We start from the raw sequence: 13,428 nt of genomic DNA on the forward strand, positions 1-13,428 counted from the left end.
TAATCCAAAAACATGAAACAACTTCAAAAGTTTTATCCCCATTTTTTAGCCATTTTTGGTTTTATTATAATCTCTTTAATTTATTTTTATCCTGTTCTGCAAGGCAAAAAAATCTACCAATCGGATATTGTACAATATACCGGTATGGCCAAAGAACAAAACAATTTCAGAGCCGAATACAATGCTGAACCTTTTTGGACAAACGCCGCTTTTGGCGGGATGCCAACCTATCAACTTGGTGCCAATTATCCAAATGATTTTATTGGAAAACTAGACGATGCTTTACGATTTTTACCAAGACCTGCGGATTATTTATTTCTTTACTTTTTAGGATTTTATGGTTTGCTTTTGGTTTTCAGAATTGATCCGCTAAAAGCTTTTTTTGGGGCGCTGGCTTTTGGTTTTTCAACCTATTTAATTGTCATACTCGGCGTGGGACATAATGCCAAAGCGCATGCTATTGCTTATATGCCATTGGTTATAGCCGGATTTATTTTGGTTTTCAGGAAAAAATATTGGCACGGTGGCATCTTAACCATGTTGGCTGTGGCTTTGGAAATTAATGCCAACCACTTCCAAATGACTTACTATTTGTTGTTCCTCTTACTAATTTTGTCGGTCTATTTTCTTTACAGACTATATCAAGAAAAAGATTTAAAGTCATTACCCAAAATCACCTTAACCTTTGCTATAGCGGTTATTCTAGCTTTGGGAACCAATGCTTCCGGATTATTGGCGACTAAAGAATACTCCGATTTTAGTATGCGTGGCAAAAGCGAACTGACTTTTAATGCCGACGGTTCTAAAAACACAGAAACGGCTTCAATGTCTAAAGATTATATTACCGAATATAGTTATGGAATCGGAGAAAGTTTAAATCTTATCGCACCTCGTTTGTATGGCGGCGGCAATAGCGAAAAACTGGGAGAGGAATCGAATGTTTACAATTATATGTTGTCTTATGGCGCTACCGATAGTGAAGCCAAAACTTTTACAGAAAACTATGCGCCAACTTATTGGGGCGACCAACCTATAGTAGCCGCTCCGGCCTATATTGGGGCGATTGTTTTCTTTTTATGTGTATTAGCATTGTATCATGACAAACGCAAAATGAAATATGCGTTCCTAGCCGGTGCTATTTTTGCCTTATTTCTTTCTTGGGGTAAAAATTTCTCTGCACTAACCGATTTCTTTATCGATTATATTCCGTTGTATGATAAATTCAGAGCGGTTTCTTCTATTCAGGTGATTTTGGAATTGTGTATTCCGGTTTTAGCCATCATGGGATTGCAATCTTTTTTCAAAGAAACTGAAAACCAAAAGAAATCATTGTTGTATACGTCAGCAACTTCTATTGGCTTACTCCTTTTGATTTTCCTTTTCAAAGGTGCTTTTTCTTTCTCAAGTCCGGTTGATTCTCAAATCATGGCCATGCTCAATCAAGGACAAGATAAGGCTTTCGGATTAGGATTCGTGGATGCTTTACGCCAAGACAGAATGGATTTATTTACCGCAGATTTATTGCGTTCCGGGTTTTTTATGATTGTTGCTTTTGGAACACTTTGGTTTTACCTTAAAGGAAAATTGGTTCAAAGTACGGCTGTAATTATCATCGGAATCTTCATGGTTGGAGATTTATTCTTTATCGATAAAAATTATGTAAGCAACGATGGAGAGCAATTCAGAAGCGCTCTTGAAATTGACCAACCTTTTGAACCTTCACAAGCCGATATAGAAATTTTAAAGGACACTACGGTTTTCAGGGTTTATGAATTACAAGGCAGATTACAAGGCCGAACTTCTTATTTTCACAAATCGGTTGGCGGTTACAGCGCTGTTCGTCCAAGAAGATATGAGCAATTATTTGAGTATCATATTGACCAACAATTAAACGATTTGGGCCAAATGATTGACTCGGAAACCATGACTTTAAAAACCAGTATTCCAATCCTGAATGCTTTAAACATCAAATATTTATTGGTACAAACTAAAGACGGAGAAAATGTACCGATAACCAATCCTTTCATCAACGGGAATGCATGGTTTGTTTCCGAATTGAAAACCGTGAATTCTGCCGATGAAGAAATGAAAGTTTTAGGCAAAATTGACACTAAAAATGTAGCAACAAGAAATAGCAACGATTTTACCAAATCTGCTTTGACTGCTTCTTTCCAAAAGGATAGTTTAGCTGCGATAAAACTAGTAGAACACAAACCTAATTATATCAAATACACGGCTACCAATACTAATGATGGCTTTGCTGTTTTCTCTGAAAACTATTACGAAGGTTGGAAAGCTACTATAGATGGAAAAGACACGGACATTCACAGAGTAGATTATGTATTGCGTGGTTTAGCCATTCCAAAAGGCAAACACACTATCGAATTCAAATTTGAACCACAAGTCGTAAAAACCGGAAGTACCATTGCTTTGTTTAGTTCAATTGGAATGTTGCTGGTTATAATTGGCGGTGTTTATTTTGAACAAAAAGGCAAGAAAATTGAGTAATGTCTGAACCCAAAAAACTCCTAATCATCACATATTACTGGCCGCCAGCCGGTGGACCAGGCGTTCAGCGTTGGTTAAAGTTTGTCAAGTATTTGCCGGATTTCAATGTACAACCTATAGTGTATGTTCCTGAAAATCCAACCTATCCGATAATTGACAATGGCTTGGAAAATGAAGTTTCGGAGAAAGCCATTATTCTGAAAAATAAAATTTTCGAACCTTATGGTTTGGCTTCTTTTTTGGGCAAAAACAAAACCAAGAAAATCAGTTCCGGTATTATTCCCAATCAGAAGAAACAATCCTTTTTAGAGAAAACCTTGCTTTGGGTTCGCGGTAATATTTTTATACCCGATGCGCGTTTTCTTTGGGTGAAACCTTCGGTAAAATATTTATCAAAATACATTCAGGAAAACAATATCGATACGATTGTAACTTCCGGTCCGCCGCATAGTTTGCATTTGATTGGCTTACAATTGAAGAAAGATTTAGGTGTAAAATGGTTTGCTGATTTTCGCGATCCTTGGACCACCATTGGCTACCACAAAGCCTTGAAATTATCAGCTTCAGCCGAGAAAAAACACAAAGCTTTAGAGGCAGCAGTTTTAAATACAGCCGATACCATTATCGTCACCAGCAAAACCACCAAAACCGAATTCGAAGCCATTACTTCCAAACCCATCGAAGTGATTACCAATGGCTATGATGTGGAAAAAATAACCAAACAACCTTTGGATTCCAAATTTACTTTGGCACATATTGGTTCGTTCTTATCGGAAAGAAATCCGAGAATTCTGTGGAAAGCCTTAAAAGAATTGACCAAAGAAAACGAATCTTTTAAAAACGATTTCCAACTCAAATTAATCGGCGCGGTAAGTCAAGAAGTTTTAGATACGATTACTGAATTTAAACTCAATGATTATGTATTGAATTTAGGCTATGTTTCGCACCAAGAAGCAGTCGAACACCAACGAAAATCACAGGTTTTGTTACTCATCGAAATCAATTCCGAAGACACCAAAAGCATTATTCCCGGAAAATTATTTGAATACATGGTTTCCGAAAGACCAATTGTCGCGATTGGCCCGGAAGGTTCCGATTTTGCCGAAATTATTACGGCAACCAATACTGGTGTTTTCTTTACCTATGAAGAAAAAGAAAAACTAAAAGCGCTACTTTTGAAATATTATCAAGAATATAAAAACCAAAGCCTAAAAGTTCACGCCGTTGGTTTACAACAATATTCCAGAAAAAGTTTGACGGAACAATTGTCTAAATTAATTTCTTAACCACGGAGAACACGACGAAGGCACAAAGTCCACTAAGAAAAAAATCATACTTTCGTAATTCTTAATTCATAATTCCAACCATGGGCATCGTTGTCAACCAATCCATCAAAAACACCATCATCACTTATATCGGGTTTGCGATTGGCGCGGCGAATACTTTGTTTATGTATCCGCATTTTTTGGGCGAAACGTTTTACGGTTTGACGGGTTATATTTTGTCTTCGGCCAATATTATTTTTCCACTGATGGCTTTTGGCGTTCACAATACGTTGGTCAAATTCTTCACACAATACAAAACCGAAAAAGAAAAAGGCGAATTCCTAACTTTTGTAATGATCTTGCCGCTATTGGTTCTCCTTCCAATCGGATTATTCGGAGCCTTTTTCTACACTGATATTGCTACTTTTTTATCCCGAAAAAATCCTATCATATTCGACTTCACTTGGCAAATTCCGGTGATTGGTTTGTGCATGGGTTATTTTGAAATTTTTTATGCTTGGGTAAAAGTCCACATGCAATCGGTCTTCGGAAGTTTTGTTAAAGAAATTTTACTTCGAATCTTCATTAGTATTTTTCTTTTCGCCGTTTACTTTGACACCATTTCGGCAGAAACATTTGTCGACATTTTAATGGGCATTTATTTGCTAACCACTTTGGTGATGTTGTTTTATGCCAATAAAGTACAGCGCATTCAATTCTCATTTAAAATTCCACACAATTTCAAAGCCGTTCTCACCTATTCCTTATTTATCATTCTCTCCGGAAGTATTGCCAATATGCTGCTCGACATCGACAAAACGATGATTGGACAGTATATCAAAATTGAAAATATCGCTTATTATTCGGTGGCGATTTTTATTGCGACAGTGATTTCGGTACCAAGCAGAGCAATGCATCAAATTACATATCCGATTACCGCCAAACTAATGACCGAAGGCAAACACGATGAGCTAAACGACTTGTATAAAAAGACCTCTATCACGCTGCAAATTGTTGGCGGACTGGTATTAGTAGGCATTTTGGTCAACATCAACCAACTCTATTTACTCTTACCCGAAAACTACCGCGGTGGTGTTTTTGTGGTTTTCGTGATTGGTCTTTCTAAATATTTTGATTTGATTTTAGGAAACAACAATGCAATTATTTTTAATTCTAAATATTATAAAGCAGTGTTATTTTTAGGATTGCTATTGGCTTTTTTAGCAATAACATTAAACATGTATTTCATTCCGATTTATCAAATTAATGGTGCAGCCATTGCCACACTAATTTCAATTACGTTGTATAGTTTGGCCAAATTGCTTTTTGTAGTTTTAAAAATGAATCTCTATCCGTTTACTCTAAAAAACATTTATGCTTTAGTCATTGGATTGATTTGCTTCTTTGCTTTTTATTATTGGGATTTCCCTTTTCATCCGATTGTCAATATCATACTTAAATCAGGTTTGGTTTGTTTGTTTTACGTTGGTTTAATATTCAAAGCCAAACTTTCTGAAGAAATTAATGGCGTAATTGTAAATGTGTTGAAAAAAGTAAAAATCTTGTAATCTTCATCCAATTGTAAACTAGCCGACAATTCTTATCACAAGCAATGCTGAACTTTGATAAAAATTGAAAGCTATGAAAACAATTCTTTCCCTTTTCACCCTTTTTTTACTCTTTACTTCCTGCGAAGTAGAAGGTGAACTCACTCGAGATGTGGTTGAAGAAGAAATCAGCAACGAAGCAGTACTCAAATACAGCGGCATTTTTATTCCAACATCAGGAATCAACGTACAAGGTGCCGTAAAAATTTATGAGCAGAACAATACTTATTCGCTAAAACTAGATAATTTCAGCATTTCATCCGGGCCCGATTTGAAAGTCTATTTGTCTAAAGAAGATTCTCCTTCCGAATTTGTCAATTTAGGCAATCTCAATCCCAACGCAACTTATTCAATTCCGGAGCAAGTGAACCTTGCCGACTATCCTTATGTATTAATTCATTGCCAGCAATACAATCATTTGTTTGCCATTGCGGCGTTACAACCTAATTAAAGGCTATGAAAAAGATTATTTTTATTGGTTTGTTATTGATAATCGGCAGTTCAACTGTTTTGGCTCAAGGTTGTAGTGATGCCGGTGTTTGTTCGATTGGGAATAGTTTTGATAAAGAAAACACAAGTAAGAATCTAATCGAAACCGGAAGCATTTATGGTGTCGGTGAAGCCGATGTGACTTATCTTTCTTCATATGTAACTTACTCGAGAACATTTAGTGAAAAATGGGCGTTGAGTGCCAAATTTACTTACTCCATAGCCGATGGCAGTTTTGGTCAGCGCGGACAATTTGGCGATGCTTATCTAATCAGCAACTACAAATGGGCAGAAAAAGACAAAAAGCAATGGAGTATTCTAACCGGATTCAAGTTTCCGTTCACCACTTCGAATGCCAAAATTAATGGTTATTCTTTGCCTTTAGACTATCAGGCGAGTTTGGGAACATTCGATTTGATTTTGGCTACCAATTATAAACTTTCCCAATGGGATTTTAATTTAGGCTTTCAAATTCCGGTATTCAACAACAATAAGAATTCCTATTTTGCAGAATACAGTGGTACCGATGATTTTCCGTCAACCAATTTATTCGAAAGAAAATCAGATGCTTTATTTCGCACGACTTATACTTATCAAACACTGAATAAAAAATTCACTTTCAAACCAAACGTACTGTTCTTGTACCATTTGGGCGAAGACAGTTATGAAAACATTTTTAGCCAACGCGAAATCATTGAAGGCTCAGACGGTTTGACTATCAACGGTAATTTGATAACGAGTTATTCTCTCAATGCCAAAAGCAGTTTGGAACTTTCATTGGCAACACCATTTGTTGTCCGTGATATTCGTCCCGATGGTTTGACTAGGGCTTTTACAGCCGGATTAATTTATAAGGTTTCCTTTTAAGGCGCTAAGGTGCTGAGGCACTAAGGAACTGAGGTCTTTAAGTTTTGTTTAATAGATAACCCTTTTGGTGTGATGAAGACCAAAAGGGTTTGTTTTTTTATCCTTTTTAAAAGAAGAAAAAGATTTACCTTTGAGTAACAAACAAAACAAATGAACAATTATTGGACTATTATCGCAGTTACCATTGGTTATTTGTATTCCAGAAAATACGGTCGAGAAGCGATTGCCAAAATCAATAGATACAATGCTGACAAAAAAGACAAACAAAACCAATAATAGCATAATATGAAAAAACTAACTTTCCTTCTATTACTATTTTCATTTATTGGCTTTGCCCAAGAAACCAATCCCGAATTTGATGAAAAAATAGCCAAATCTTTAAATGCCGATGACTATGGTATGAAAACCTATGTATTTTGCATTCTAAAAACAGGAAGTAACACTACGGCTACCAAAGAAGAAAAAGCTAAATTATTTGAAGGTCACATGGCCAATATCAACAAACTCGCCGCCGAAGGAAAACTGGTTATAGCAGGACCATTTATGAAAAACGACCGAAATTATCGAGGCGTTTTTGTTTTTAATGTCAGCACCATTGAAGAAGCGAATGCCTTAGTAGAAACCGATCCGGCAGTTAAAGCCAAAATCTTCGAAGCCGAAATGACCATTTGGTATTGCAGCGCTGCTTTGCAACAAGTAAATCAATTGCATAACAAAGTAGCGAAGAAAAAAATGTAATTCATGCTTAATAAAGTCCATCACATTGCCATCATTTGTTCCGATTATGACCTTTCTAAAAAGTTCTATGTCGAGATTCTTGGCTTAGCCATTATTCAAGAAGTGTATCGTGAGGAAAGACAATCTTTTAAATTGGATTTGGCCCTAAACAGTAGCTATATAGTCGAATTGTTTTCGTTTCCCAATCCACCGAAAAGAGTTTCAAGACCGGAAGCTACGGGTTTGCGTCATTTGGCTTTTGAAGTCGATGATATCGAAACCGTAATTAAACATTTGGCACAACATAACATCATCGCCGAACCCATTCGCATTGATGAATACACCGGAAAACGATTCACTTTTATAAGCGATCCGGATGAGTTACCAATAGAATTTTATGAAAGATAAAATCGATTGAGAAAAGACTTTTTGTAACTTTACTTTCCTTAAAAAAAATCCAAGGATGAAAACTACTTTTGAAAGTGTCGACGATTATATCTCCATTCAAACCAAAGAAGTACAAAAACGGTTGGAATCCATTCGTAAAACCATCAAAGAAACTGCACCTGAAGCCGAAGAATGCATCAGTTACCAAATGCCGGCTTATAAACTCAATGGACCGTTAGTGTATTTTGCCGCTTATAAAAACCACATCGGATTTTATCCAACCGGTAGCGGAATTAAAGCTTTTCAAAAAGAAATCGAAAGTTATAAAAATTCAAAAGGCGCAGTACAATTTCCTTTAGATCAACCTATCCCACATGACTTGATTCGTAAAATGGTTGTGTTTAAAGTGAATGAAAATTCAAAGAAACAAAGAATGAAACACTAAGCTTCAATACTAATAACAATAGATATTAGACAATTTTAAAAAATACACTAATCAATAAACCTAAAAACAATAAAAAATGGCACAAGTAAATCCTTATTTAATTTTCAATGGAAATTGCGAAGAAGCATTCCTATTTTACCAATCCGTTTTCGGAGGTGAATTTCCCTATATCGGAAAGTTCAAAGATATGCCATCAGATGACCCAAATTGTCCGCCACCAACACCGGAAGAAGAAAACAGAATCATGCACGTTTCGTTACCCATTGGCGACACCATTTTAATGGGAAGCGACAGTACTTCACAAAGTGGTGATGTAACTATCGGAAGTAACATTTCAGTTTCTATCAATACTGAAAGTCGTGCCGAAGCTGATAGAATTTTTAACGGATTATCCGCTGGTGGCAATGCTTTTATGCCGATGACCAATACTTTTTGGGGGGCTTATTTTGGTATGTTCGTTGACAAATTCGGCATCAATTGGATGGTGAATTTTGACGAAAACCCACAACCTTAAATTATTTTTTGAGCTTACATACTATAAACCATTCTCTTACGTTATAAATAGAAAACCAGCCCGTGAAAAAAAAGATTGTTTTTCTATTGTTAGCCGTAGTGGTTGTAGCTTATGGATACAGCCGGATAAACTATAAAATTAAAAGCGAAAACAAACCAAAAGTCGATACTTCCCGAACCGATAACAAGGCGAAGGAAGCCTTGACTTTTTGTCAAAAAAACAAATACAACGAAGATTTTTGCATACTGATTGACATGAGCATTCACTCGGGTTTGAATCGTTTTTTTGTGTATGATTTTAAGCAAAATAAAATTACCCATCAAATGTTGGTCGGACACGGTTGTTGTGATTCGCCCTGGAGTCAAGATTGGTCAAAAGAAAGCCCAACTTTCAGCAACAAAGATGGCAGTCATTGTTCGGCTTTGGGCAAATATAAAATTGGGCAAAGGGCTTGGAGCGATTGGGGCATTCATGTTAAATATGTGCTTCACGGTTTGGAGGAAACCAATAACAATGCGCAATCGAGATACATCGTTTTTCATTCCTGGGAAAAAGTTTCCGATACAGAAATCTATCCAAACGGAACGCCCGAAGGTTGGGGTTGTCCAACGATTTCAAATACCAATATGAAAATCATTGACCCGATTCTAAAAGCTGCTGACAAACCCGTTTTGATGTGGATTTATAAATAAAAGAAAACCCTTTCCGTTTGGAAAGGGTTTTCTTTTGGAAACCAAAAAATTGTTTAAATCCCTGCAACAGCCTTAATCTCGTCAATAATTCTCAAAGCCAATTGATCAGCTGCTTCTTGAGTCGGAGCTTCAGTATAGATTCGAATGATTGGTTCGGTATTTGACTTGCGCAAATGAACCCAATTGTCGGCAAAGTCAACTTTCACTCCGTCTATTGTTGATAGTGAGCTTGTCGAACGATCATTTTTATACTTTTCTGTCATGGCTAACAAAATTGCATCAACATCAATTTGTGGTGTCAATTCGATTTTGTTTTTGCTCATATAATATTGCGGATAACTTGCTCTTAATTCGGCAACTGTCATGTCTAAACTGGCTAAATGCGTCAAGAACAAAGCGACGCCTACCAAACTATCACGACCGTAATGCAACTCAGGATAAATGATTCCACCATTACCTTCACCTCCGATAATCGCATTCGAAGCTTTCATCAATTCGACTACATTCACTTCTCCAACGGCACTCGCTTGGTAACTTCCGTTATACTTTTCAGTAATATCACGCAAAGCACGAGAAGAAGACATATTAGAGACTGTATTACCCGGCGTTTTACTCAACACATAATCGGCACAAGCCACTAAAGTATATTCTTCACCAAACATTTCGCCGTCATTCGAAATAAAAGCAAGTCTGTCAACATCAGGATCAACTACGATTCCGAAATCGGCTTTTTCTTCTAAAACCAATTTACAGATATCTCCTAAATGCTCTTTCAAAGGTTCAGGATTGTGTGGAAAATGACCATTCGGTTCGCAATACAATTTCACGCACTCCACGCCCATTTGTTCCAATAACTTCGGAATGATAATGCCTCCCGAAGAATTTACACCATCAACCACTACTTTAAATTTTCTTTTAGCAACGGCTTCTGCATCTACTAATGGCAAATCCAAAACTTCATCAATGTGAATATCCATATAAGCATCATTCATCGTGATTTCTCCCAAACTGTCCACATCCGAAAAATCAAATGCTTCCGCTTCGGCGATTTCTAAAATCTTAGCACCATCGGCACCGCTTAAAAATTCACCTTTCGCATTCAACAATTTCAAGGCATTCCATTGTTTCGGATTGTGTGAAGCCGTTAAAATAATACCGCCATCGGCTTCTTCCATTGGTACAGCAACTTCAACCGTTGGCGTAGTTGACAAACCCAAATCAATCACGTCAATGCCTAATCCGATTAAAGTATTGACCACTAAATTGTGAATCATCGGTCCCGAAATACGAGCATCTCGACCGATAACCACTTTCAGCTTGTCTTTCTGTATGTTGTTCTTCAAGAAAGTACCATAAGCCGAAGCAAATTTTACCGCATCAACCGGTGTTAAATTGTCCCCAACGTTTCCGCCAATAGTCCCGCGAATTCCTGAGATTGATTTTATAAGAGTCATTTTTTTTATATTTTGTTTTTGAAGTACAAATATAAAAAAGTTACTAAGGAACTAAGGTGCTAAGGTGCTAAGTTTTCACAAGCTTGTGCTAAAAAGGCAAACTTTTTCTATATTTACAAAACAACACAGAGCAATTCTTAGTTCCTCAGAACCTTAGAACCTCAGCGCCTAAAAAAACAAACATGAACTTCCTAGCCCACATCTATCTTTCCGGCGACAACGATTTACTCAAAATCGGGAATTTTATGGCGGACAGCATTCGCGGGCACAGTTATGATAATTATCCAACCGAAATCCGAAAAGGAATTTTACTCCATCGTTCCATCGACAGTTTTACCGATATGCATCCGATTTACCGACAAAGCAAACACCGATTACATGAGAAATACGGACATTATTCGGGTGTAATTATGGATATTTTTTATGACCATTTTTTGGCCAAAAACTGGAACCAATATTCTGATGTCAAATTAGAAGATTATGCTCAGGATTTTTATCTCTTACTTAAAGACAATTACGAAGTCCTAACGCAACGAGCCAAAGGCATGATGCCGTATATGATTGGGCGAAATTGGTTGGTGAGCTATGCTACGATTGAAGGTTTGCAAATGATTATGTTCCAGATGGATTATCGAACGAAACACCGTGTAGCTATGGACGAATCCATAGTCGAATTAAAACAATTCTACACCGAATTTGAAAACGAATTCACTTTGTATTTTGAAGAATTGCGCCAACATTGTGAAGAAAAACTAGCCACTTTATGAAAAAAGGTTTCTTTGTTTTTTTTCTGATTTCTAATTTTATTTTTGCCCAACAAAAAGGATTGATCGCCGAAAAAGCGATGGTCGTCTCGGCACGCGAAGAAGCTTCGCAAGTTGGTATCGACATCATCAAAAAAGGCGGAAATGCTTTTGACGCGATGATTGCTACCCAATTGGCTTTAGCCGTGGCTTATCCGTATGCCGGCAACATTTCCGGTGGCGGATTTATGGTGTATCGAAAAGCGAATGGTGAAATTGGTTCTTTGGATTTTCGCGAAAAAGCACCGGGAAAAGCTACCAAAAATATGTATCAAGACAAAGACGGCAACGTAATTCCGAATTTGAGTACAGACGGCGCATTATCCGTTGGCGTTCCGGGAAGTGTTGCAGCGATTTTTGAAGTGCATAAAAAGTTGGGGAAATTGCCACTTGCAGCTTTGTTTGAACCATCAATTGCTTTAGCCAAAAAAGGCATTATCGTTACTGCTAAAGAAAAAGAAAAACTCGATGAATATCGTGCCGTTATCGTAAAAATAAGCGGTGACAAAACATTGTATAATAAGACTTTTCAAGTTGGAGACACGATTCAATATTTGGCTTTAGCCAACACTTTGGAACAAATTCTTAAAAACGGTCGTAACGAATTTTACAAAGGTAAAACAGCCAAAAAACTAGTGTCTTTTATCCAACAAAAAGGCGGTATTATTTCGATGAAAGACATGTCCGAATACAAAGTCGTTTGGCGCAAACCGATTTCGTTTCAACACAAAGATTTGAAAATCATTTCGATGGCACCGCCAAGCAGTGGCGGAATCACTTTGGCACAAATCTTAAAAATGATTGAGCCCTATCCGTTGAGTTCGTTTGGACACAATTCTGAAAAATACATCCAACTTATAACAGAAGCCGAGCGCAGAGCTTATGCAGATAGAAATTATTACCTTGGTGATCCGGATTTTGTTCAAATTCCGCTAAAAGCATTGCTGGACAAAAACTATCTAAAAAACCGAATGAGTAATTTCACTTTTGAAAAAGCAACAAAATCGGCTGATGTTAGTCATGGCAACGTTTCAGTTTACGAAAGTGATGAAACTACGCATTATTCAATCGTAGATTCTGAAGGCAATGCCGTTTCGGTAACTACTACTATAAATGGCGCTTATGGTTCGAAATTATATTGCAATGAATTGGGCTTTTTTCTAAACAATGAAATGGATGATTTTTCATCAAAACCCGGTGTGCCAAATTCTTATGGTTTAGTTGGAGCCGAAGCCAATAGCATTGCGCCAAGAAAAAGAATGCTAAGCTCCATGACACCAACCATCGTTGAAAAAAATGACAAGCTTTTTATGCTACTTGGTTCGCCCGGCGGTTCGATGATTATCACTTCGGTTTTGCAAACTATTTTGAATGTAACCGAATTTGGCATGAACGTCCAGGAAGCCGTAAATGCTCCGAGATTTCACCACCAATGGTTGCCCGACGAGATTCAATTTGAACCACGAAAATTTGACAAATTGTTGTTGGAAAATTTAGCCAACAAAGGCTACAAAACCAATGAAAAAGTAGCGCCGGTCATTGGTAAGGTTGATGCTGTTTTAGTTTTACCCGATGGAAAACTGGAAGGTGGTGCCGATTTTCGTGGCGATGACAAAGCAGTTGGTCTTTAGATTGTCGAATTTTGATTTTATACTTTAAAATTTAAAAAGTATCTTAGCC

The 13,428-nt window shown here is 37.1% G+C and carries 14 protein-coding genes; 13 read left to right on the plus strand and 1 reads right to left on the minus strand.

The annotated features are described in order from the left end of the window. Positions 1-12: 12 nt before the first annotated feature. The 11 genes from C8C84_RS16020 (at position 13) to C8C84_RS16065 (ending at position 9,491) form a co-directional block, all read left to right on the plus strand. Positions 13-2,508, plus strand: coding sequence for a YfhO family protein (locus C8C84_RS16020; protein WP_121314638.1), 2,496 nt, complete (start codon positions 13-15; stop codon positions 2,506-2,508). After that, positions 2,508-3,794, plus strand: coding sequence for a glycosyltransferase family 4 protein (locus C8C84_RS16025; RefSeq protein WP_121314640.1), 1,287 nt, complete (start codon positions 2,508-2,510; stop codon positions 3,792-3,794). Before C8C84_RS16020 ends, C8C84_RS16025 begins: the two co-directional genes overlap by 1 nt. Before the next feature lie 80 nt (positions 3,795-3,874). Further along, positions 3,875-5,341 (plus strand): lipopolysaccharide biosynthesis protein, encoded by a 1,467-nt coding sequence (locus C8C84_RS16030; protein ID WP_121314642.1) that lies wholly within the window; start codon positions 3,875-3,877, stop codon positions 5,339-5,341. 73 nt (positions 5,342-5,414) lie between these two features. Then, positions 5,415-5,831 (plus strand): DM13 domain-containing protein, encoded by a 417-nt coding sequence (locus tag C8C84_RS16035; RefSeq protein ID WP_121314643.1) that lies wholly within the window; start codon positions 5,415-5,417, stop codon positions 5,829-5,831. A 5-nt stretch (positions 5,832-5,836) separates the two neighbouring features. Further along, positions 5,837-6,736, plus strand: coding sequence for a hypothetical protein (locus C8C84_RS16040; RefSeq protein ID WP_121314645.1), 900 nt, complete (start codon positions 5,837-5,839; stop codon positions 6,734-6,736). Positions 6,737-6,886: 150 nt separating this feature from the next. Continuing rightward, entirely contained in the window at positions 6,887-7,012 is a 126-nt protein-coding gene (locus tag C8C84_RS17270; RefSeq protein WP_255415830.1) for a hypothetical protein, read from the plus strand. Positions 7,013-7,021: 9 nt separating this feature from the next. Continuing rightward, positions 7,022-7,474 (plus strand): YciI family protein, encoded by a 453-nt coding sequence (locus C8C84_RS16045; RefSeq protein WP_121314648.1) that lies wholly within the window; start codon positions 7,022-7,024, stop codon positions 7,472-7,474. A gap of 3 nt (positions 7,475-7,477) precedes the next feature. Further along, on the plus strand, positions 7,478-7,861 hold the full coding sequence (locus C8C84_RS16050) for a VOC family protein (protein ID WP_121314650.1): 384 nt from the start codon (positions 7,478-7,480) through the stop codon (positions 7,859-7,861). 55 nt (positions 7,862-7,916) lie between these two features. Next, complete coding sequence (locus tag C8C84_RS16055; protein ID WP_121314652.1) at positions 7,917-8,285, plus strand: iron chaperone; 369 nt, start codon at positions 7,917-7,919, stop codon at positions 8,283-8,285. Positions 8,286-8,361: 76 nt separating this feature from the next. Then, a complete protein-coding gene (locus C8C84_RS16060; protein WP_121314654.1) occupies positions 8,362-8,799 on the plus strand; it encodes a VOC family protein in 438 nt (145 codons plus the stop codon). Positions 8,800-8,861: 62 nt separating this feature from the next. Beyond that, positions 8,862-9,491 (plus strand): murein L,D-transpeptidase catalytic domain-containing protein, encoded by a 630-nt coding sequence (locus C8C84_RS16065; RefSeq protein WP_121314656.1) that lies wholly within the window; start codon positions 8,862-8,864, stop codon positions 9,489-9,491. Between the two features lie 53 nt (positions 9,492-9,544). Here the strand turns inward: C8C84_RS16065 and glmM are convergent, their stop codons facing one another. Next, positions 9,545-10,945 carry a phosphoglucosamine mutase gene (glmM, locus tag C8C84_RS16070; RefSeq protein ID WP_121314658.1) on the minus strand — a complete coding sequence of 467 codons (1,401 nt, stop codon included), beginning with the start codon at positions 10,943-10,945 and terminating at the stop codon, positions 9,545-9,547. A gap of 182 nt (positions 10,946-11,127) precedes the next feature. On the opposite strand from glmM, the gene C8C84_RS16075 reads away from it, so the two are divergent. Both C8C84_RS16075 and ggt read left to right on the plus strand, forming a co-directional pair. Further along, positions 11,128-11,712 (plus strand): ACP phosphodiesterase, encoded by a 585-nt coding sequence (locus C8C84_RS16075; RefSeq protein ID WP_121314660.1) that lies wholly within the window; start codon positions 11,128-11,130, stop codon positions 11,710-11,712. Beyond that, positions 11,709-13,379 (plus strand): gamma-glutamyltransferase, encoded by a 1,671-nt coding sequence (gene ggt, locus C8C84_RS16080; protein ID WP_121314662.1) that lies wholly within the window; start codon positions 11,709-11,711, stop codon positions 13,377-13,379. Before C8C84_RS16075 ends, ggt begins: the two co-directional genes overlap by 4 nt. Positions 13,380-13,428 lie beyond the last annotated feature (49 nt).

It is taken from the genome of Flavobacterium sp. 102 (genome assembly GCF_003634615.1).
Lineage (GTDB): Bacteria > Bacteroidota > Bacteroidia > Flavobacteriales > Flavobacteriaceae > Flavobacterium.